The organism is Rhizobium sp. YTU87027, assembly GCF_050644135.1.
Taxonomy (GTDB): Bacteria; Pseudomonadota; Alphaproteobacteria; order Rhizobiales; family Rhizobiaceae; genus Rhizobium.
Map to the genome: position 1 here is coordinate 1,229,469 of NZ_CP098440.1, position 20,755 is coordinate 1,250,223.

General features: G+C 60.2%; 18 protein-coding genes. 15 read left to right on the forward strand and 3 right to left on the reverse strand.

Going from position 1 to position 20,755, the window contains the following annotated elements:
• Positions 1-21 precede the first annotated feature (21 nt).
• Entirely contained in the window at positions 22-813 is a 792-nt protein-coding gene (xth, locus tag NBG89_RS06245) for an exodeoxyribonuclease III (protein WP_431322111.1), read from the reverse strand.
• 119 nt (positions 814-932) lie between these two features.
• Positions 933-1,265: an iron-sulfur cluster insertion protein ErpA gene (erpA, locus tag NBG89_RS06250; RefSeq protein ID WP_431322112.1), complete on the reverse strand. Its 333-nt coding sequence runs from the start codon at positions 1,263-1,265 to the stop codon at positions 933-935.
• 213 nt (positions 1,266-1,478) lie between these two features.
• Here erpA and NBG89_RS06255 point away from each other — a divergent pair, with 213 nt between their 5' ends.
• From NBG89_RS06255 to NBG89_RS06315, 13 genes are all read left to right on the forward strand, one after another.
• On the forward strand, positions 1,479-2,696 hold the full coding sequence (locus tag NBG89_RS06255) for a deoxyguanosinetriphosphate triphosphohydrolase (protein WP_431322113.1): 1,218 nt from the start codon (positions 1,479-1,481) through the stop codon (positions 2,694-2,696).
• 65 nt (positions 2,697-2,761) lie between these two features.
• On the forward strand, positions 2,762-4,519 hold the full coding sequence (argS, locus tag NBG89_RS06260) for an arginine--tRNA ligase (protein WP_431322114.1): 1,758 nt from the start codon (positions 2,762-2,764) through the stop codon (positions 4,517-4,519).
• Positions 4,520-4,578: 59 nt separating this feature from the next.
• On the forward strand, positions 4,579-7,545 hold the full coding sequence (locus NBG89_RS06265) for an SPOR domain-containing protein (protein ID WP_431322115.1): 2,967 nt from the start codon (positions 4,579-4,581) through the stop codon (positions 7,543-7,545).
• Positions 7,546-7,601: 56 nt separating this feature from the next.
• A complete protein-coding gene (gene nagZ, locus NBG89_RS06270) occupies positions 7,602-8,666 on the forward strand; it encodes a beta-N-acetylhexosaminidase (RefSeq protein ID WP_431322116.1) in 1,065 nt (354 codons plus the stop codon).
• Between the two features lie 21 nt (positions 8,667-8,687).
• Positions 8,688-9,548: a segregation and condensation protein A gene (locus NBG89_RS06275; protein ID WP_431322117.1), complete on the forward strand. Its 861-nt coding sequence runs from the start codon at positions 8,688-8,690 to the stop codon at positions 9,546-9,548.
• A 32-nt stretch (positions 9,549-9,580) separates the two neighbouring features.
• Positions 9,581-10,261 (forward strand): SMC-Scp complex subunit ScpB, encoded by a 681-nt coding sequence (scpB, locus tag NBG89_RS06280; RefSeq protein ID WP_431322619.1) that lies wholly within the window; start codon positions 9,581-9,583, stop codon positions 10,259-10,261.
• Positions 10,262-10,446: 185 nt separating this feature from the next.
• Complete coding sequence (locus NBG89_RS06285) at positions 10,447-10,644, forward strand: twin-arginine translocase TatA/TatE family subunit (protein WP_007532194.1); 198 nt, start codon at positions 10,447-10,449, stop codon at positions 10,642-10,644.
• 49 nt (positions 10,645-10,693) lie between these two features.
• Positions 10,694-11,314, forward strand: a complete 621-nt coding sequence (gene tatB / locus NBG89_RS06290) for a Sec-independent protein translocase protein TatB (RefSeq protein ID WP_431322118.1) — start codon at positions 10,694-10,696, stop codon at positions 11,312-11,314.
• Positions 11,311-12,138, forward strand: a complete 828-nt coding sequence (tatC, locus tag NBG89_RS06295; RefSeq protein ID WP_088694840.1) for a twin-arginine translocase subunit TatC — start codon at positions 11,311-11,313, stop codon at positions 12,136-12,138. The genes tatB and tatC overlap by 4 nt, the downstream gene beginning before the upstream one ends.
• 92 nt (positions 12,139-12,230) lie before the next feature.
• Positions 12,231-13,514 carry a serine--tRNA ligase gene (gene serS / locus NBG89_RS06300; RefSeq protein WP_431322119.1) on the forward strand — a complete coding sequence of 428 codons (1,284 nt, stop codon included), beginning with the start codon at positions 12,231-12,233 and terminating at the stop codon, positions 13,512-13,514.
• 4 nt (positions 13,515-13,518) lie between these two features.
• Positions 13,519-14,286 (forward strand): 5'/3'-nucleotidase SurE, encoded by a 768-nt coding sequence (gene surE / locus NBG89_RS06305; protein WP_431322120.1) that lies wholly within the window; start codon positions 13,519-13,521, stop codon positions 14,284-14,286.
• 6 nt (positions 14,287-14,292) lie between these two features.
• Positions 14,293-14,946, forward strand: coding sequence for a protein-L-isoaspartate(D-aspartate) O-methyltransferase (locus NBG89_RS06310; protein WP_431322121.1), 654 nt, complete (start codon positions 14,293-14,295; stop codon positions 14,944-14,946).
• Positions 14,947-15,083: 137 nt separating this feature from the next.
• The gene (locus NBG89_RS06315) at positions 15,084-16,652 is read left to right on the forward strand and encodes a peptidoglycan DD-metalloendopeptidase family protein (RefSeq protein WP_431322122.1); all 1,569 of its coding nucleotides are present in this window, start codon (positions 15,084-15,086) and stop codon (positions 16,650-16,652) included.
• A 53-nt stretch (positions 16,653-16,705) separates the two neighbouring features.
• On the opposite strand, the gene NBG89_RS06320 is transcribed toward NBG89_RS06315, so the two are convergent.
• Positions 16,706-17,578 (reverse strand): ATP-binding protein, encoded by an 873-nt coding sequence (locus NBG89_RS06320; RefSeq protein WP_431322123.1) that lies wholly within the window; start codon positions 17,576-17,578, stop codon positions 16,706-16,708.
• Between the two features lie 209 nt (positions 17,579-17,787).
• Here NBG89_RS06320 and yajC point away from each other — a divergent pair, with 209 nt between their 5' ends.
• Entirely contained in the window at positions 17,788-18,135 is a 348-nt protein-coding gene (gene yajC, locus NBG89_RS06325; protein WP_018859378.1) for a preprotein translocase subunit YajC, read from the forward strand.
• A gap of 55 nt (positions 18,136-18,190) precedes the next feature.
• Positions 18,191-20,752, forward strand: coding sequence for a protein translocase subunit SecDF (gene secDF / locus NBG89_RS06330; protein ID WP_431322124.1), 2,562 nt, complete (start codon positions 18,191-18,193; stop codon positions 20,750-20,752).
• Positions 20,753-20,755: the final 3 nt, after the last annotated feature.

The window sequence follows — 20,755 nt, forward strand, 5'->3', positions numbered from 1 at the left end:
AACGGTCGCGGGGCGCCAGGCTCAGGCCGCGAAATCGAAGTAGGCCACGACAGGTACGTGGTCCGATGGCTTCTCCCAGGCGCGGACATGCTTCTCAATCGCCGAGGACGTCATGCGGTCGGCAGCCTCCGGCGAAAGCAGCAGGTGGTCGATACGAATGCCGTTGTTCTTCTGCCAGGCACCGGCCTGATAATCCCAGAATGAGTAGAGTTGGACGGCGTCCGTCGTGGCGCGCACGGCATCCGTCAGTCCGAGGCCTTCAAGTCGACGGAATGCCTGGCGTGTTTGCGGCAGGAACAGCGCGTCGTTCTCCCAGACCTTCGGATCGAAGCAGTCATGAGGCTCCGGAATGACGTTATAGTCGCCGGCCAGGATCAGGATTTCCTCGTAGGCCAGCCGCTCGGCTGCGAATGAACGCAGCCGCTCCATCCAGGCGAGCTTGTAGGTGTATTTCTCGGTTTCAACAGGATTGCCATTCGGCAGGTAGAGGCAGCAGACGCGCGCGACGCGGTTGCCCGGCAGCGAAAAGACGGCTTCCAGGAAGCGAGCCTGCTCGTCGAGCGGATCGCCGGGCAGCCCGCGGCTTACTTCATCAGGCTTGGTCTTGGAGAGGATCGCGACGCCGTTGAAGCCTTTCTGGCCGTGCGTCTCGACGTGATAGCCCATGGCTTCGATTTCGAGCCTCGGGAAGCCCTCGTCGATCGTCTTTATCTCCTGCAGGCAGACGATATCGGGATTGGAGTCTTTCAGCCACTGCATGAGATTGTCGATGCGCGCCTTGACGCCGTTGATGTTCCAGGTCGCGATCTTCATGGAGTGTCCTGTTCCGCTTCGTCGGCCTCTTGTATCGCGCTCCGTCGAGCGCGGACAAGACTATAAACCGGCCGCAAGGGATTCTTCGGCCGGTTCGATGTGGATACCCGGGACAGAGATCAGATCGAGAAGCTTGTGCCGCAGCCGCAGCTTGCGACTGCGTTCGGGTTCTTGATCTGGAAGGATTGGCCGAGGAGGTTGTCGACGAAGTCGATCTCGGATCCGGCCATGTAAACAAGCGAGAGGCTGTCGATCAGCACTTTTGCGTCGTTCTTTTGAACGACGGTATCGTCGTCCTGCGCACCATCTACAAGGTCGAACTTGTAGGAAAAGCCCGAACAACCGCCGCCTTCCACGGAAACGCGCAGCGCGCTCTTGCCCGGTTCGGTACCGACAATTGCCGCGATTCGTTTTGCTGCGGCATCTGAAAGGGTTACACTTACATCCGTCATGTTTGCTCCTGCCGGGGTCAAGATCCGGAGAGAATACCTGTTAGCCGCTGGTTTCAAGCGGCTGATTTCAAAGCTACTTACGCTCTATAGCACGAAAGCGCAGGTTCCGACAAAATGACTGCGAAAGCATCGCTTTGCCGTTTATGTTCTCTATAGGTATGAAGAGCGCAAGGCGGCGTCAATGGGCGGCTGCATATCGGGTAACGGTGACGAATGACGATCGACAGGCAGGCTTTGGGATACGGCAACAGTGACAGAGCGGCGTATGCGGCCGATCCTTGGTCGACGCGCGGGAGGCTCTATCCCGAGGACCTCAGCCCCACCCGTTCGGATTTTCAGCGTGACCGTGACCGCATTGTTCACACGACGGCATTTCGCCGGCTGAAGCACAAGACGCAGGTGTTCATCGCCCAGGATGGCGATCACTACCGCACCCGCCTGACACACACCATCGAGGTTGCGCAAGTTGCCCGCGCCCTTGCCAGAGCACTCAGGTTGGACGAAGACCTCGCAGAGGGTGTGGCGCTCGTCCATGATTTCGGCCACACGCCTTTTGGCCATACAGGCGAGGACGCGCTGCACGAGGTTCTGTTGCCCTACGGCGGATTCGATCACAACGCCCAGTCGCTGCGTATCGTCACCAAGCTGGAACGGCGCTATGCCGACTTCGATGGCATCAATCTGACATGGGAAAGCCTGGAAGGGCTCGTCAAGCATAATGGCCCGCTTCTGACCAAGGACGGCGCCGGCACGCGTGGGCCGGTTCCGCAGCCGATCCTGGATTATTGCGAGATCCACGACCTGGAATTGGATACCTATGCAAGCCTTGAAGCGCAGGTCGCGGCAATCGCTGACGATATTGCCTACAACACGCATGACATCGACGACGGGCTTCGCTCCGGCTATCTGACCTTCGATATGCTGGAGGAGATCCCGTTTCTGGCGGGTCTGATGGCAGAAGTATGGGAACGCTATCCAAATCTCGAGGCCAGCCGCTTTACCCACGAGATCATGCGCCGCCAGATCACACGGATGGTCGAGGACGTCATTTCCGTCGCTCAACAAGGTCTTGCGGAGATCAGGCCGCAAAGCGCAATGGATGTTCGTCAGGCCGATCGCGTGATCGCGACATTCTCCGACGAAATGTCCGAGACAGACCGGCAGATCAAGGCGATGCTTTTCAAGCGCATCTACAGGCACCCCGAGATCATGCGCATCCGCGCCGGGGCCGCGCAGATCGTGACCGATCTCTTCGGGGCCTATATGGCCAATCCGAAGGAGATGCAGAGCCACTATTGGGTGGATCATATCGCGGGTCTTGCCGAAGCGGCGAGGGCGCGTCATGTCGGTGACTATCTGGCGGGGATGACCGACACCTATGCGATCAGCGCCCACAGGCGATTGTTTGACCACACTCCGGATTTGCGATAGGCAGCGGTCGCCCGGCCAAGACCGGACAAATGCCTTGTGGCAAAGCCTATGCATGGAAGATTGCGATGAACCTTTTTACCGATTTCGACACCAGGATTAAAACCGCCCTTGAACAGATCGATCTGGTCAAGGAGAAGCGATCCGAGGTGGATTTCGGCCGCATCGCGATCGAGCCGCCGCGCGACCCGAGCCACGGGGATGTCGCGACCAACGCCGCCATGGTGCTGGCAAAGCCGCTCGGCACCAATCCGCGCGCTCTGGCGGAGGTCATCGCTGAGAAGTTGAAAGAAGACGTCGATGTTGCTGATGTCTCGGTGGCTGGCCCAGGCTTCATCAATATCAGGCTTTCAGTTGGCTACTGGCAGCGCCTGCTTGCCTCGATGATTGAGGCCGGTACGGACTACGGTCGCTCCCCGATTGGCGCCGGCAAACGCGTCAACGTCGAATATGTGTCGGCAAACCCGACCGGTCCCATGCATGTCGGCCATTGCCGCGGCGCCGTCGTCGGCGACGCGCTGGCCAACCTGCTTTCCTTTGCCGGTTTCGAGGTCGTCAAGGAATACTACATCAATGACGCGGGCTCGCAGATCGACGTATTGGCGAGGTCTGTCTTCCTGCGCTATCGCGAAGCTCTCGGCGAGAACATCGGCGAGATTCCGCCCGGCCTATATCCTGGCGATTACCTGGTGCCCGTTGGTGAGTCACTGGCTCGCGACTACGGCGTCAAGCTGCACAACATGCCCGACGATCAGTGGATGCCAATTGTCAAGGATCGCACGATCGACGCAATGATGGCGATGATCCGTGAGGATCTGGACGCGTTGAACGTGCATCACGACGTGTTCTTCTCGGAGCGCACGCTGCATGCGCACGGCGCTGCGGCGATCCGCACCGCAATCAACGATCTGACATTCAAGGGGCACGTCTACAAGGGCACGCTGCCGCCGCCTAAAGGCCAGTTGCCCGAGGACTGGGAAGACCGTGAGCAGACGCTGTTCCGCTCGACGGAAGTCGGCGATGATATGGACCGGCCGCTAATCAAGTCGGATGGCTCCTACACCTATTTCGCCGCCGACGTTGCCTACTTCAAGAACAAATTCGACCGTGGTTTCAACGAGATGATCTATGTTCTCGGCGCCGACCACGGCGGCTACGTCAAGCGCCTGGAAGCGGTGGCCAGGGGCGTTTCCGAAGGTAAGGCAAAGCTGACCGTTCTTCTTTGCCAGCTCGTGAAGCTGTTCCGCAATGGCGAGCCAGTGAAGATGTCGAAGCGCTCGGGCGACTTCGTGACGTTGCGCGACGTTGTCGAAGAGGTCGGTCGCGATTCGGTTCGCTTCATGATGCTGTACCGGAAAAGCTCCGAGCCGCTGGACTTCGATTTCGCCAAAGTAACGGAGCAGTCGAAGGATAATCCGGTGTTCTACGTGCAGTATGCGCATGCGCGTTGCATGTCTGTTTTCCGACAGGCGAAGGAGGCGTTTCCGGACCTCGACGTCACCCCCGCCGACCTCGCGAAAGCGGTGGCGGGCATCTCGGATCCCGCGGAATTGCAGCTGGTTGCGAAGGCCGCTGAGTTTCCACGCTTGGTCGAGTCAGCGGCACAGTCGCAGGAGCCTCACCGCGTCGTATTTTATCTCTACGATCTGGCAAGTTCTTTCCATGCGCACTGGAATAAAGGTAAGGATCAAGTAGACTTACGATTTATTAACGATAAGAACCGAGAATCGAGTATAGCCAGATTAGGGCTGGTGTACGCCGTTGCGTCGGTTTTGAAGTCGGGACTTGCCATTGCGGGTACCGCTGCGCCGGATGAGATGCGGTAGCGTCACCATTTACCCACAATGCTCTGGCATAAACCTTAGCAGTTGCGAGTGGGATGAGTATGGCAGACAAACAGCGGGCGTATGACACGCGTAAGAATACGGACCTCTTTGCCGACGACGATCCTTTGGCGGAACTTGCTCGCATCGTTGGCTTTGAGCCGCGGGTAGCAGCAAATACTGTCGAAGACACCCCCCGACAGGAGCCGGCGTTCAATCTCGAAGATGAATTGTTGCGCGAGTTCGAGCGCTACGACGAACCTCAGTCCGCGGCTTCCTTCGATCGTCTGCCTGAGCCCGTCTTGGAGCAGGCGGTTGCCTATGAGGCTCCGGTCGAGGCGGATGTTCCGGCGGTTGCCATGTCTGAACCCTCTGAACCCGAATTCGTCGTTGAGCCTGAGGTTGCCGGCGAACCGCTCGTTCGTCAGCCTTTTGACGTGGCTTCCAACCTGACCTCTGCCGCTTGGGCATCGCTCGCTCGTGAGGGTGAACCGGTCGCCGGTGGCGCTCGTGATCTGATTGAAGAGCTCGAGATGTCAATCGGCGCGGCGCCTGCTCCGGCAGCGCCCGTTACGCCTGTCAAGGCTCCGCAGTGGTCTGCCGCCAGCATTCGGTTGCCGATCGCGAACTTCCACCCGGCACGCCGCGATGAGGCTTCATCTGCGTCGGTCGCTCCCGTCGCTGCTCCCGCGCCTGAGCCGGTCATTGTTACGTCGGAGAGCGTTGCTGCTTTCGACGTGCCTGTTGCCGCGGGTTTCCCCGCTGAAATCGATCGCCACGAAGAACCCGATGCGTCTGAGATGCGCCAGGAAGCGCCGGTCGTTGAATCTCTCATCGATCATAGCGCCTTCGACCTGGCTGCCGCCGCGAAGGATGATGGCGCTGTTCAAGCTGACGCCGCGCTAACCGAAGCCGCGCCGGTGGAGATCGACGATATTACCTTCGATATCGATGAACTCCTTGCCGATGTGTCTCATTACCCCGTTACCGAGCGCCAGACCGCGCCTGCGGCTGATGTCGCGGAGATGCCGACCTCGCCAGAGCCGGCTCGCGCAGCCGCGCCCGTAGTGGCACCATTGCCGAAGTCAGTCGAGCAGCTTGTGCCCGCTCCTGCGGCCAAAGCCGAACCGGAAGGTGACGATCCTTTCGCCGGCCATGACTTTGAGCTTGATCTCGAAGGCATCGAACTGGAACTGGCCGATTTTGATTTTGCTGAGCCGGTAAAGGCGCAGCCGCAGGTCGAGGCGCCGAGAGTTCCGGCGCAGCATATCCAGGAAGCTAAACCGCAGCCGGTCGCCCCGGTGCCCGCTTTCCAGCCGGCGCCAGCTCCCATCGTTGCTGCCGCGCCGATCAGTCAGGCTTCGGCGGAGGCAGCGTTCGTCACGAAGGCGCCCGTGGCTCCTGCGTTCTCGGCCGATGCCGGAGATGACCTTCCGTTCGATCCATCGATGATCTCGGATGCGGAATATCATCCGGAAGCCGTCGAAGAAATGCACGTGCCGGTGCTGCCGCCCGTCGAACAGCCGGAACCGGTCGTAGCGACCTCCGACTTCGATTTCGATGTCGACGCTGAAATCGCCAACCTTCTCGCCCCCGCCAAGCCGGCAGAAACGCCTGCGAAGCCGGCCGTCGAGGCATCATGGCGGACCCGTGCGCCGATCTCTGTCGCGCCGGCCGCTGCGCCAGCGGCGGCAGGCGCCAAGCAGGTTCCGTTGCAAAGCCTGGACGAGTTTGAGCGCGCCTTGGAAGAAGATTTCCGCCGGAGCGTCAATGAACCGGTCCAGCGCCGCGAGAACATTTCCCAGGTGCAGATTCAGTCGGCAAGTGAAGCTGAGGATATGAGCCGCGCCCGCTCGATGAAGCGTATGCTGGCTGCGGCTGCCGCGATCGTCGTCTTCGGCGGCGTCGCATATGCAGGTTACACGTTCCTCGCCCGTGATGGAGGCCTCGGTATCGCCTCCGGCGAGCCGCGTGTGATCACAGCGGACAAGGATCCCGTTAAGGTCGTGCCGGACAATCCTGGCGGCAAGACGGTGCCAAACCAGGACAAGGCCGTTTATGATAGCGTTGGCGGTGCCGCTGCCGAAGCGCCAAAGCAGAAGGCGCTGGTATCCAGCGACGAGCAGCCGGTGGACGTCGTGCAGCGCACGTTGACCCCGGAAACGCTGCCTGAAGACAACGACAGCGATATCGCGCCGCCAATGGCAACACCTGTCGGCGACACCCAGGATCCGCGTCTGTTGCCCAGTCAGGATGCGGCCGCGGCTGACGAAGCTGATAATGCCAACCAGGCGCCTTCGGTTTCCGCTCGCAAGGTCCGCACCATGATCGTCCGACCGGACGGCACTCTGGTTGCCCGCGACGAACCCACTCCGGAAGCGGCTCCGACGCTGCCCAAGGCAACGCCGGTTCAGACGCAGAAGGTCACGGCTGGATCAAAGCCGGCTGGCGGCACTGCTGCGAATTTCCCTGCATCGGGCCAGGTCGCCTCGGCCGACATCCGTTCAACACCGGTTGAAGAAGCCAAGCCGACGCCGGCGCAGGCACCCTCCGAGAACGCACTGGCCAAGGCGGCCGCCGCCACTCCCGCGAACGTCGATCCGCCAGTCCGCGCTGTGAAGAGCTCGACGGTTAGCGACGCCGCGCCGGCTCCGGCAACACGCCCGGCAGCGGCAAATGCGGTTCAGGCACCTGCTGAGGCGCCCGCTGCGCCTGCGGCACAAAAGCCGAAGGAGGTTGCCGCTGTTTCTCCGGCGGCGACCCAGGCCCAACCGATGGCTGCCGCTGGAGGCTATGGAGTCCAGATCGCATCGCTTCCTTCGGAGGACGAGGCGAAGAAGTCCTACGCGAGCCTTTCGAAGAAGTTTGCAAGCGTGCTTGCCGGTCGCAGCTACGAGATCCGCAAGGCGGATATTGCGGGCAAGGGCACCTTCTACCGCGTTCGCATCCCGGCAGGCTCCAAGGACGAAGCCGCGGCGATCTGCGAAAAATACCGCGCCGCAGGCGGCAGCTGCCTTATCTCGAAGTAAGCTTCTGCAAGCATTCAAGGAAAGCGGCGGCCTCCGGTCCGCCGCTTTTTTTGTGAATGCCGGTTGACGCGGCTCGTATTTCCGCCCGGCACCTCTATGATTCGGGTATGACCGAATCAAAAGCGATGATCCTTGGCTGTAGCGGCCTTTCTCTCACTCCCGAAGAAAAGGCGTTTTTCAGCGCCGCGCGTCCCTGGGGTTTCATTCTGTTTGGGCGCAATATTTCCGAGCCGCGGCAGATCGGCGACCTCGTCGCGGAGATGCGCGATGCTGTTGGTCGGCACGCGCCTGTCCTGATCGACCAGGAAGGCGGACGCGTCCAGCGCATCCGTCCGCCGATCTTCCAGCATTATCCCTCGGGGCAACAGCTTGGCGATATCTATCGGCAGGACAGAGAAAAGGGCCTTCGCGCCGCGTGGCTGATGTCGCGACTGCATGCCTTCGATTTATCGAGCCTTGGCATCAACGTGGACTGCCTTCCGGTGCTGGACGTTCCGGTGGAAGGCAGCAGCAACGTGATCGGCAACCGTGCCTACGGCGACGATCCTGCAACGGTGACGGCCATGGGGCGTGCGGCGGCCGAAGGTTTGAAAGCCGGCGGCCTTCTGCCTGTGATGAAGCACATGCCGGGCCACGGTCGCGGCTTTGCCGATTCCCATCATGAACTGCCGGTTGTCACGGTTTCGCGCGCGGAACTCGAGGCGCACGATTTCCCGCCCTTCATTGCCATGAAGGACGAATTGATGGCGATGACGTGTCATGTTGTCTTCGCGACCATCGACTCTGAGCGTCCGGCAACTACCTCTCGTAAAGTCATCGACGGCATTATTCGCGAATATATCGGCTTCAAAGGGCTGCTGCTTTCCGATGATACGTCGATGAACGCGCTGGCCGGTACGATCGGTGAGCGCGCCGCCAACATCATCGCTGGCGGATGTGATATCGTGCTGCATTGCAATGGCCACATGGACGAAATGGAACAGGTTGTTGAAAATGTACCGGTCTTGCGGGGCCAGTCGCTGTCGCGCGCAGAAGCGGTGCTGAAGGGCTTCCCAACGGCGGACAAGGCCGAGGAGGCTTCGCTCCGCGCCGAATTCGATGCGATGTTTGCAACAGTCTGATCGCCATAGGAGCAAGGCAGGGTGACGACAACCAAGGGCACGGAACGGCTACAGACGGCGGCAACGCCGATGGACAAGCTGTGGCAGGAGAACGGCGCCGAGCGCGCGAGCTCCGATCCCGCGCTGTTGATCGACGTCGCCGGCTTCGAAGGTCCCCTCGACCTCTTGCTCTATCTCGCCCGCAATCAGAAGGTCGATCTGTCCCGCATCTCCGTTCTTGCGCTGGCTGAGCAATATCTGCAGTTCATCGAAAGCGCACGGCGGATACGGATAGAGCTTGCTGCCGACTATCTGGTGATGGCCGCTTGGCTTGCCTATTTGAAATCACGCCTGCTGATCCCGCAACAGGCTAAGGATGACGGACCTTCCGGCGAGGAGATGGCGGCGACGCTCGCTTTCCGCCTGAAGCGCCTCGAGGCGATGCGCGAGGCCGCGAGCGGTCTCGTCAACCGCAACCGTCTTGGGCGGGATATCTTCGCTCGCGGCGCGCCGGAGCACATCCCCGATAGACATCAGTCGGCATATGATGCGAGCCTCTACGATTTGCTGACGGCCTATGCGTCGCTCAGGCAGCGTCAGGCAGTGACGCAGGTGACGATCGCTCGACGCAATGTCTGGTCGCTGACGGACGCCCGCGAGCTTCTGACGCGCATCATCGGCGAGATCGGCGACTGGACAGCTCTCGAATCTTATCTCTTGCGTTACACGGCGTCGCCGGAAGACAGGGTCACGGCGATTGCCAGTGCCTTTGCAGCCTCCCTCGAACTTGTCCGCGAAGGTAAACTTGAAATCCGCCAAGATGGAGCCTTCCAGCCCCTCTACATGCGGCGAGGCCCGAAGCATGCGACGCTGCAGGTCGTTGAACAGGAGCGACCGGCGTGACCGATCTGGAAGACGAACGCATCGATAGCGCCATGACGGAAGATTCAGACGACGAGGTTCGTGCGGAGAGCGAGGCGGAGCGCATTGCCGAGGCGCTGGTTTTTGCGTCTGCCCAGCCCGTGTCCGAAAGCTTCATTGCGGATCGCTTGCCTCGCGCCTTCAACGTCCGCGCCATCATGTTGCGCCTGAAGGAGCAATACGCCCATCGCGGCGTCAACCTCGTCCAGGTAGATGATGCCTGGGCGTTTAGAACGGCCGCCGACCTTTCTTTCGTCATCAGGCGGGACGAGAACGAAGCGAAGAAGCTGTCGCGCGCAGCCCTAGAAGTCTTGGCGATCATCGCCTATCACCAGCCGGTGACGCGCGCCGAGATCGAGGACATCCGAGGCGTACAAACGTCTCGCGGCACGCTCGATGTGCTGATGGAGGCAGGTTGGGTTCGGTTCCGCGGTCGCAGGCGGACGCCGGGCCGCCCGGTCACGCTCGGCACCACCCGGGATTTCCTCGATCATTTCGGCTTGGAAGAACTGCGCGACCTGCCGGGGTTGGAAGAATTGAAGGGAGCGGGACTGCTCTCCGGTCGCATACCGGCCAATTTCAATGTACCATCGCCTATGATGAACGACGAGTTGACCGAGGACGAAGATCCCTTAACGCAACTCGATCTCGAGGAACTCGGCCTGCTTGCGCCGGGTGGCGGGTCCGAAGACTGATCGGATTTGTCGTGGTTCCGCCACGTGTCGCGAAAACAATGCCGATCACGGTTTTTCGAATGTGTAATCTCTTGTCACAGAGGGCGATACCGTGACATTAAGCGACAATCCAAGGGGAACTTTGATGTTGGAATTGGTGTAGGAAGCTCTTACATCTGGAAACATCGCAACAGGGAGTTAGCGTAATGGGTTCTTTTAGCATGTGGCACTGGCTGATCGTTCTGGTCATCGTGCTGTTGTTGTTCGGTCGTGGCAAGATTCCGGAGCTGATGGGTGATGTCGCAAAGGGCATCAAGAGCTTCAAGAAGGGCATGAACGACGAAGACGCGCCTGAGTCCACGACTGCCAAGACCGTCGATCACAAGGCCGACGAAACGAAGTAATCCACTTCCGGGCAACGTAGCCCCCACGTTTCCCGTTCAGGAGCCTTGAATGTTCGATATTGGCTGGACCGAGCTGCTTGTCATCGCGGTCGTATTGATCGTGGTGGTTGGTCCCAAGGACTTGCCGCCGATGCTGCGTGCGTTTGGCAAGATGACTCAACGCGCCCGCAAGGTTGCCGGTGAGTTTCGTGCTCAGTTCGACGAGGCCTTGCGCGAGGCGGACCTGGACGAAGTCCGCCAGACGCTGACGGATGCGCAGAAGCTGAACCCCGTCAACAGTTTGCGCGAAGCAATGAACCCGCTTCGCCAGATGGGAAATGAAATCAAGGCTGACCTGCAAAAGGCGACGACGGTCGAGAACAAGACCGAGGTTCCGCCGGCTGCTGTATCGGTGCCTGAGCCGTCGATGAGCCTGCCAGAGACGCCGCCTGTCGTCACGCCGGTGCCTGCTGCTGTAGCAAATGTGGAAACTGCGGCAGTTCAGGAGAAGCCTAAGGCAGTCCGCAAGCCGCGCGCCAAGGCTGAGACCGCTCCTGCACCGGTCGCTACCGCTGTCGAGAAGCCTAAGCGGGCTTCGACGAAGACAGCTGTCGCCAAGAAGCCTGCGGTAGTTGCCGCCACAGCCGCTCCGAAGAAGACGGCAGCAAAGAAGAAGAAGGACGACGCATGAGCGGTGAAATCGAAGACAAGCCGCAGCCACTGATTGAACATCTCATGGAGCTGCGTACGCGGCTGATCTGGTCGATCGGTGCGTTTTTCGTTGCGTTCATTGTCTGCTTTATATTCGCCAAGCACCTCTTCAACGTCTTGGTCTATCCCTACAAATGGGCGGTGGTCTGGGCGAAGCTGGACGTTTCCAAGGCGCAGCTCATTTACACCGCGCCGCAGGAATTCTTCTTCACGCAGGTGAAGGTTGCTATGTTCGGCGGCCTGGTGATCGCCTTTCCGATTATCGCCGCACAGATTTACAAGTTCGTCGCGCCTGGCCTCTACAAAAACGAGCGCGCCGCCTTCCTGCCGTTTCTGATCGCGTCGCCTATCCTGTTCTTGATGGGCGCTTCGCTTGTCTATTTCTTCTTCACGCCGATGGTCATGTGGTTCTTTCTGACCATGCAGCAGGCCCCGGGCGAGGGCGATGTCGCGATCTCCCTGCTTCCGAAGGTCTCCGAGTACCTCAGCCTGATCATGACACTGGTCTTCTCGTTCGGCCTGGTCTTCCAGCTTCCGGTTATCACGACGCTGCTGGCGCGTGTCGGATTGCTGACGTCGGATTGGTTGGCTGAGAAGCGCAAGTTCGCGATTGTGCTTGCCTTTATCGTTGCAGCGGTGCTGACGCCACCCGATCCGATGTCACAGATCGGCCTTGCACTGCCGACCATCCTTCTCTACGAGATTTCCATCTACGCGGCGCGACTCGTGGAGCGCCAGCGTGCCCGCGAGGCGGTCGAAGAGGCTGAAGGAACCACGGACGTTGCCAAGACGGACAACGTCTGACCACTCTCCCTCAATGAACGCTTCCAAGTATCCGGTCGAGGCCTATCAGGGCTTTGGCCGGCTTATCTTTTCTACAACGACCTGGAACGACGATGCTCGATATCAAATGGATCCGTGAGAATCCCGAAGCGCTCGATGCGGCACTTGCCAAGCGTGGTGCCGAGCCTTTGTCCGAAAGTCTGGTTGCGCTCGATGAAAAGCGCCGCTCGGCCGTTCAAAAGGTCCAGGACCTGTTGTCCCGCCGCAATACTGCATCCAAGGAAATTGGTGCGGCGATGGCGCAGAAGAACAGCGAGCTTGCCGAAAAACTGAAGGCGGAAGTGGCTGACCTGAAAGTGTTGCTTCCGACCGCTGAAGAGGACGAACGCCAGGCGACGGACGAACTGAATGACGCGCTGTCGCGCATTCCGAACGTCCCACATGACGACGTGCCGGTCGGCAAGGACGAGCACGACAATGCCGTTGCCCGCGTCGTCGGCGAAAAGCCTCGCTGGAACCACACGCCCAAGGAACACTTCGAGATCGGTGAAGCGCTTGGCTACATGGATTTTGAGCGGGCCGCCAAGCTCTCCGGATCGCGCTTTACGGTGCTCACTGGTCCGCTTGCGCGGCTCGAGCGGGCACTCGGTCAGTTCATGATCGACCTGCATACGAGCGAGCACGGCTATTCCGAAGTCAGCTCGCCGCTGATGGTTCGCGATGATGCTATGTTCGGTACCGGGCAGTTGCCGAAGTTTGCGGAGGATTTGTTCAAGACGACGGACGGTCGTTGGTTGATCCCGACCGCGGAAGTGACACTGACCAATCTTGTCTCGGGCGAAATCCTCGATCAGGAGAAGCTACCGCTACGCTTCACTGCGTTGACGCCGTCTTTTCGTTCGGAGGCGGGGTCTGCCGGTCGCGACACGCGTGGCATGCTGCGCCAGCATCAGTTCTGGAAGTGTGAACTCGTCTCGATCACCGATGCCGAGAGCTCGCTTGCCGAGCATGAGCGCATGACAGCCTGCGCTGAGGAGGTGTTGAAGCGCCTCGGCCTGCATTTCCGTACGATGACGCTCTGCACCGGCGACATCGGCTTTGGCGCGCGCAAGACCTACGACCTTGAGGTTTGGCTGCCGGGCCAGAACACTTATCGTGAGATCTCGTCCTGCTCGGTTTGCGGCGATTTCCAGGCGCGTCGCATGAATGCGCGCTATCGCGGTAAAGAAGACAAGGCGACGAAGTTCGTCCACACGCTGAACGGTTCGGGCACCGCCGTTGGCCGCTGCCTGATCGCGGTTCTGGAGAACTACCTGAACGAGGACGGCTCTGTGACTATCCCTGAAGTCCTGCTGCCATATATGGGTGGTTTGAAGAAGATCGAACGGGCGGCCTGAGCCGATGCGCATTCTGCTCACCAACGACGACGGCATTCATGCAGAAGGCCTCGCGGCGCTGGAACGGATTGCGCGGACGCTCTCAGATGATGTCTGGATTGTCGCGCCGGAGACGGACCAGAGTGGCCTTGCACATTCGTTGAGTCTTTCAGAGCCGTTGCGGCTGCGCAAGATTTCCGACAAGCATTTCGCGCTGCGCGGAACGCCGACCGATTGCGTTATCATGGGCATCAGGCAGGTCATGGACGTCAAGCCGGATCTCGTGCTCTCAGGCGTCAATTCGGGATCGAACGTTGCCGATGATGTCACCTATTCCGGCACTATCGCCGGCGCCATCGAAGGCACCATGCAGGGCGTCCGCTCCTTTGCATTGAGCCAGGCCTATCTGCACCAAGACGGCGCAAGGGCCGTCCCGTGGGAGGTCTGCGAGGCGCACGCGCCGGCACTTCTCGACAAGCTGATATCGCTCGACCTGCCAGAGGGCACGTTCCTGAACCTGAACTTTCCGAATTGTCGGCCTGAAGAGGTCGAGGGCGTGGAAGTCACGGCGCAAGGCAAGCTTGCTTTCAACCTGCAGGTCGATGCGCGTTCTGACGGACGCGGCTTTCCCTACTATTGGCTCAGGTTTGGAGAGCGTGCGGGTGCCTTCGTCGCCGGTACAGATATTCACGCTCTGAAGCATCGCAAGGTTTCGGTAACTCCTTTGAAACTGGATCTGACTGATTATTCCGTACAGGACCGCGTGGCGCGGGCGCTTTCGGGTACGGAGTAAATTGCTTTGACGGCACGGCTGGTGGAGAAGGAAGGTTTTGCGGCGCTCGTCTTGAGGCTGCGAGCCGAGGGCGTATCCGATCTGGACCTGCTGACTGCGGTCGAGCAGACGCCGCGGTCGCTGTTCGTGCCGCCTCAGTTTGCCGAGCAGGCCTATTCGAGCCGCACGATCCCGATCGAATGCGGCTCCTTCCTCGAGGGTGTCGATCTCGCAGTGAGGATCCTCCACCATCTGAAGATCAAGCCGGGGCAACGTGTACTTGAGGTCGGCACTGGTAGTGGTTTCATGTCCGCCGTCATGGCCCGCATGGCCGAACGCGTCCTGACGATAGACCGCTACAAGACGCTGACGACGAATGCGCAGCGCCGTGTCGACTCGCTCGGGCTTCGAAACGTCATCATTCGACAGGCCGACGGTAGCGCCGGTCTGCAAGGCGAGGGGACGTTCGACCGCATTCTGGTCACCGCCGCGTTCAACTCCATGCCGCGGTTCTACACCGATCAACTTGTTTCCGGCGGTTCGATGATCGCCCCCTTGATGATCTCCGAGAATGAGTGTCGCCTGGTGCGGCTGACGAAAACGGGCAGCCGTTTCGAGCGCGAAGAACTGTTCGACACGCCTTACCTCCCGATCGTGCCGCGCTTGGCTTCGCAACTTTGAGGCGATCCGCCCGTTGGCGTTGCTATGGTTAGCAATCTCTCAAAAAAATCTCGCGGATTTCGGTACCTTAACCGCGTGGTAATACTAACGCGCTTTAATAAACCCACAAATGGTTGCGTTCATCAGTGGGTCGAGTCATGCGTTTCAGTCTTTCGCCAAGAGTAGGCAAGTCTGCCGGTAATGTCCTGATAGCGGCTTTGCTGGCGAGTACCGTAGCGGGTTGCAGTTCCGATGTGACACGTTTCGGTGGTCTTTTCTCGTCGTCCGGTCAGGATCAGATGACGACCAATTCCATTCCGCGCAGAAGCATGAGCGGTCTGCAGGCCGATCCGGTTCCGCAGGCGGATCTGGCGCAGGGCGGCTACTCGCCGAGCAACCAGGCGATGAATCAACCTTATCCGGCGCAGCCCGCTTACGGCGCCTCCAGCGCCCGCATGGCCTCGGCACCTGTCTCCGTTCAGCGTTCCGATCTCGCTGCTCCCTCCGCAGGAACACCAGTCGTGCCATCCCACGAAAGGCAGGTCGCTCTCGCTCAGCCATTCCCTGCAGCCGCTGCCCCGAGGAAGTCGGCGCCCATTCTCGTTCCGCCGAAGACGGCAACCGACTCGATCGTTACCGGCACGACCCCGAAGGCTTCCGGCTGGTCGGCAACCAACGCGCCGTCCGTCACGCTTCGCCCGGGTGAAAGCATTGCGACACTCGCTAATCGCTACGGTGTGCCGGAGAAGGAAATCCTTCGGGTCAACGGCTTCAAAACTGCGGCTGCCGCCAAACCTGGTCAGATCATTCTGATCCCGACCTTCAACGGAGGTAATGCCGCCAAGGCCGCCGCACAGACAGCCGACCTCTCAAAGGGTGGGCATCTGCCGCAACCGGGCAAGCAGCAGGAGCAGAACGTTGCGGTCGTTCCGGGTGCGAATTCCGCCCGCGACAAGTCGGTCGCAAATGCCGATCCGTCCAGCAAGCTTGCCGCCGGCGCAGGCAAGGGGCCGAAGGGCGCTGCCGGCACCTATGTCGTCAAGCCTGGCGACTCGCTTGCCAAGATTGCCAAGGCGACGGGCACCAGCATCGACGATCTTAAGGCCGCCAACAACCTGTCGGCTGGTTCGATCCGCATCGGTCAGGAACTCAATCTCCCTGGCGTTTCGCAGGATGGAATGAAAACCGCCTCAATTCCAGCGAAGGCAGAACCGAAGCCGGTCGCACAGCCAGCCTCTGCAACGACGACTGCCGCTGCGCAACCGGCAACCTACAAGGCTCCCGTCGCCACGGAGACAGTGGATGAGGCTGCCAAGAAGGAAGTGGCGTCCGCGGCACCCGAGGCAACCGGCATCGGCAAGTATCGCTGGCCGGTTCGCGGTGCAGTGATTGCGGCCTATGGCGCCAACGTCAACGGCAGCCGCAATGATGGCATCGATATCTCCGTGCCGCAGGGCACGCCGATCAAGGCCGCCGAAAACGGCGTCGTCATCTATGCCGGCAACGGGCTGAAGGAACTCGGCAATACGGTTCTCGTCCGCCATGATGACGGTACGGTCACCGTCTACGGCAACGCCGACACCCTGAGCGTTACCCGCGGCCAGAAGATCCAGCGCGGCCAGACGGTTGCCGTCTCCGGTATGAGCGGCAACGTCAAGCAGCCGCAGGTCCACTTCGAAGTCCGCAAGGATGCGACTCCGGTCAACCCGATTACTTTCCTCGAATAGGTATTGCGTCCGAGGATGCTCAAAAGCCCGGCTTCAAAGCCGGGCTTTTGTCATTATGCGCGGTCGAGTGCAATGCGCATACGGCCGGCGAGATCCTGGATGTACTGCCAGGCCACGCGGCCGGAACGCGCGCCGCGCGTCGTAGCCCATTCCAGCGCCTCCGCATGCATCTTTTCGCGATTGATCGGCAGCCTGAAATGGTCAGCATAGCCGTCGATCATCGTCAGATAGTCGTCCTGGCTGCATTTGTGGAAGCCGAGCCAAAGGCCAAACCGATCGGATAGTGAAACCTTCTCTTCGACCGCTTCGGAGGGATTGATCGCCGTCGACTGCTCGTTCTCCATCATGTGGCGCGGAAGCAGATGGCGCCTGTTCGAGGTGGCATAGAAGAGCACGTTGTCTGGCCGCCCCTCGACACCACCATCAAGGGCTGCCTTGAGCGATTTGTATGCCGTGTCATCGTGATCGAACGAAAGGTCGTCGCAGAAGACGATGACGCGATGCGGCGTGTCCTTGAGAAGATCGAGCAGTGTCGGGAGGCTCGCAATATCTTCGCGATGCACTTCCACCAGCTTCAACGACACTCCGCTCTCGCGCCGCACATCCTCGTGAACAGCCTTGACCAGCGATGACTTTCCCATCCCGCGCGCACCCCACAGGAGAACGTTGTTTGCCGCATAGCCTTCGGCGAAGCGCACCGTATTCTCGTGCAGGATGTCGCGTACGTGGTCGACGCCGCGGATCAGCTTGAGTGCCACGCGGTTCGGCCGCGCAACCGGCTGGAGATGCTGGCGGGCAGGGGCCCAGACGAAGCAGTCGGCCGCGTTCCAGTCGTTGACTGCGGGCGCAGGGCCGGCCAAGCGGTCGATCGCGTCCGTCAGCCGGCGCAGCTCCGTCAGAATGGCGTGGTTGACGTCTTCGGCCATAGGCCTTCCTCCTGAATTCTGGTTGTAGCCAGCGTACCGTGTCTTTTGCCTGCGGCGTAGCATGGCCTTTTGCGAGCGGAAAGGTTATGAGGCAGCGGAATCGGTACGGTTTCCGGCTGTTTCTGTTGCATTCGCAAAGACCATAATTATAGTCCGGCCACCCGAGAAAAGGCGGAGTTCCGCCACCGGAAAGTTTTGAGGAGTTTAGCATGTTCATCACCCCGGCATTTGCCCAGGCTGCTACCGACACTGCGGCGTCGCCGTTCGGCTCTGGCTTTGAAATGATCATCCTTTTCGTGCCGCTGATGGTCGTCTGGTACTTCCTGCTGATCCGTCCGCAGCGCGCGCAGGCCAAGAAGCGGGAAGAGACGCTGAAGGCGATCCGTCGCGGCGATCAGGTTGTCACCGGTGGCGGCCTCGTCGGCAAGGTCACCAAGGTTGTTGACGACAAGGAACTCGAAGTGGAGATTGCTGACGGCGTTCGCGTTCGCATCGTCCGCACCGGCATTTCGGAAGTTCGCGTCAAGGGCGAGCCGGTCAAGGCGGACGCCGCGTAGTATTGCAAACCTAGCCGCGAACCGGATTGCTCGGGTCGGAAACAGTCGAGAGAAAATGCGTCGTTTTTCCCGCTTGAAGGCCGTTCTGATCTGGTTGTTGGTGGTGGCGGCCGTGATAGTCGCGGCCCCAAATCTGTTATCGGAAGGGCAGCGCTCTAAGCTGCCCTTTTGGCTGGCTCACAGTCGCGTTGTGCCCGGACCGGATGTGCAGGGCGGTTCCCATCTGCTTCTCCAGATCGAACGCGCTGATGTCGTGAAGGACCGGCTCGAACGCACGGTCGCGGATGTTCGCGGCAAGTTGCGCGAAGCCAACATTCGCTACACCGGTCTGACCGGGAACGACCAGGACGTCACCGTCAAGATAACCGACGCCGGCCAGGTGGATGCTGCCGTCAAGGCCTTGAACGCACTGACCGCGACCACCAAGAGCGGCTGGTTTGGAAGTTCTGTCCAGAATGTTTCCCTGGGGAAGGGCAACGACGCGCAGCTTACGCTGCGAATTTCAAACGATAGCATCGACGAAGGAATCGCAACCGCGCAAGCACAGTCCCTTGCCGTCGTCGAGCGCCGCATCGCCGGTCTGGGGATCAACGATTTTTCCGTTCGCGCCAATGGTGACGACCGTATCGACGTCGAGGCCCTCGGTTCTATCGACGTCGAGCGGCTGAAGAATATTCTGAACGAGCCTGCCCAGCTTTCGGTTCGGATGATCGATGAAAGCATGTCGGGGCAGCAGGCCCTCGCCGGTCGCTGGCCAGCGACATCAGAGGTGCTCTATTCTCTGGACGATCCGCCCGTTCCCTACCTCGTCGATCGAACGGATTTCGTTACAGGCAAGAATGTCGTTGATGTCCAGGCGGTTGCCGATGCGCAAACGGACTCGGTCGCGATCACCTATAAGCTGGATGCTGAAGGAACCGAGGAACTCGCGCAGAAGACGCGCCAGAACATCGGACGGCACCTGGCCATAGTTTTCGATGATCAGGTCATGGCCGCGCCGCTGATCAATGCGCCGATCCTGGACGGCACCGGAAGGGTGCCGGTCAGCTTCAGCGAGGACGGAGCCCGCGATCTTGCGCTGATGTTGCGAAGCGGCGCTCTGCCGGCGACGTTGACGACCGTGGAGGAGCGCACCGTCAGCCCCAGCCTCGGCGCGGAATCGAAGCGCGCCGGTCTGGTAGCTGGCTTCGTCGCTGCGATCCTTGTCACCGGGTTGATGTTTGCCTTCTATCGAAAGCTGGGCATCATCGCCGGCATTTCGCTTGTCCTGAACCTCCTCTTGATTTTCGCTGTGCTGAGCGCAATCGGCGCAACGCTGACGCTGCCCGGCCTCGCAGGCATCGTCTTGATCATAGGCATGGCCGTCGATGCTAATGTGCTCGTCTACGAGCGTATCCGGGAGGAGGCGAAAGCCGGTCACTCCTTCGCGGATGCGATCAATAACGGGTTTTCGCGTGCATTCCTGACGATCCTTGATGCCAATGTCACGATCGTCATCGCGGCAGTCATTCTCTACTATCTCGGCAGTGACACCGTTAGGGGTTTTGCGGTGACGCTGGCGGCGGGAATTCTGACGACCGTCTTTACCACTTTCACGTTGACGCGCTGGATTGTCGTCACCTGGCTTCACCGCAAGCATCCGCGGCATCTGCCCAGGGACGTCCGCACGGGCATCTTTGATCACGCCAACATCCGCTTCATGGGGATACGGCGCTACACCTTCACTGCGTCGGCAGCGCTTTCGATTCTGGCGATGATCGGCTTAGCAACGGTCGGCGCCAACCTTGGCGTTGATTTTGCCGGCGGGTCGTTGGTGGAGGTCAAGGCGAAGCACGGCAATGCCGATCCTGATGATATTCGTGCCCGCCTCGGCGATCTGAACATTGGGAACATTGAAGCTCGCCGCCTCTCCGACGCGTCGACGGCATTGGTTCGCATCCAGGCGCAGGGCGGCGGCGAAAATGCTGAGCAGTCGGCGATGACCTTGCTGCGTGATGAGTTGAGCGACGACTATGAGATCCGGCGGGTCGAGGTTGTCGGCCCCGCGGTGTCGGGCGAACTGACCAAGGCCGCGACGTTGGGCATACTTGGCTCACTGGCTGTCATCTTGCTTTACATCTGGCTGCGCTTCGAATGGCAGTTCGCGGTCGGGGCTATCATCGCGACACTACACGATATCATACTGACGCTTGGCCTCTTCGTGCTGACCGGGATGGAATTCAATCTCACGAGCGTCGCGGCCATCCTGACGATCATCGGCTATTCGCTCAACGATACGGTCGTCGTCTACGACCGGATGCGCGAGAATCTGAAGCGCTATCGCAAGATGCCGATGCCGATCCTGATCGATGCGTCCATCAATCAGACGCTGTCGCGCACGGTACTGACGGCTGCGACGACCTTGCTTGCGCTTGTCGCGCTCTGCCTTTTCGGCGGTGACGTGATCCGCCCGTTCGCCTTTGTGATGCTGTTTGGCGTTGCCATCGGCACCTTTTCCTCCATCTACATAGCCGCGCCCGTGCTGATCGCTTTCAAGCTCCGCCCGGACGTGGTTGATAGCGACCAACATAAGAAAGTGGCCGAGCCGGATACGAACTCCGGCAATCCGGCAGTGTGAGAA

Excerpts from the sequence above, each read along its gene's own strand:
- xth (WP_431322111.1), bottom strand. The coding sequence starts at position 813 with ATGAAGATCGCGACCTGGAACATCAACGGCGTCAAGGCGCGCATCGAC.
- erpA (WP_431322112.1), bottom strand. The coding sequence starts at position 1,265 with ATGACGGATGTAAGTGTAACCCTTTCAGATGCCGCAGCAAAACGAATC.
- NBG89_RS06255 (WP_431322113.1), top strand. The coding sequence starts at position 1,479 with ATGACGATCGACAGGCAGGCTTTGGGATACGGCAACAGTGACAGAGCG.
- argS (WP_431322114.1), top strand. The coding sequence starts at position 2,762 with ATGAACCTTTTTACCGATTTCGACACCAGGATTAAAACCGCCCTTGAA.
- NBG89_RS06265 (WP_431322115.1), top strand. The coding sequence starts at position 4,579 with ATGGCAGACAAACAGCGGGCGTATGACACGCGTAAGAATACGGACCTC.
- nagZ (WP_431322116.1), top strand. The coding sequence starts at position 7,602 with ATGCCGGTTGACGCGGCTCGTATTTCCGCCCGGCACCTCTATGATTCG.
- scpB (WP_431322619.1), top strand. The coding sequence starts at position 9,581 with ATGACGGAAGATTCAGACGACGAGGTTCGTGCGGAGAGCGAGGCGGAG.
- NBG89_RS06285 (WP_007532194.1), top strand. The coding sequence starts at position 10,447 with ATGGGTTCTTTTAGCATGTGGCACTGGCTGATCGTTCTGGTCATCGTG.
- tatB (WP_431322118.1), top strand. The coding sequence starts at position 10,694 with ATGTTCGATATTGGCTGGACCGAGCTGCTTGTCATCGCGGTCGTATTG.
- tatC (WP_088694840.1), top strand. The coding sequence starts at position 11,311 with ATGAGCGGTGAAATCGAAGACAAGCCGCAGCCACTGATTGAACATCTC.
- serS (WP_431322119.1), top strand. The coding sequence starts at position 12,231 with ATGCTCGATATCAAATGGATCCGTGAGAATCCCGAAGCGCTCGATGCG.
- surE (WP_431322120.1), top strand. The coding sequence starts at position 13,519 with ATGCGCATTCTGCTCACCAACGACGACGGCATTCATGCAGAAGGCCTC.
- NBG89_RS06315 (WP_431322122.1), top strand. The coding sequence starts at position 15,084 with ATGCGTTTCAGTCTTTCGCCAAGAGTAGGCAAGTCTGCCGGTAATGTC.
- NBG89_RS06320 (WP_431322123.1), bottom strand. The coding sequence starts at position 17,578 with ATGGCCGAAGACGTCAACCACGCCATTCTGACGGAGCTGCGCCGGCTG.
- yajC (WP_018859378.1), top strand. The coding sequence starts at position 17,788 with ATGTTCATCACCCCGGCATTTGCCCAGGCTGCTACCGACACTGCGGCG.
- secDF (WP_431322124.1), top strand. The coding sequence starts at position 18,191 with ATGCGTCGTTTTTCCCGCTTGAAGGCCGTTCTGATCTGGTTGTTGGTG.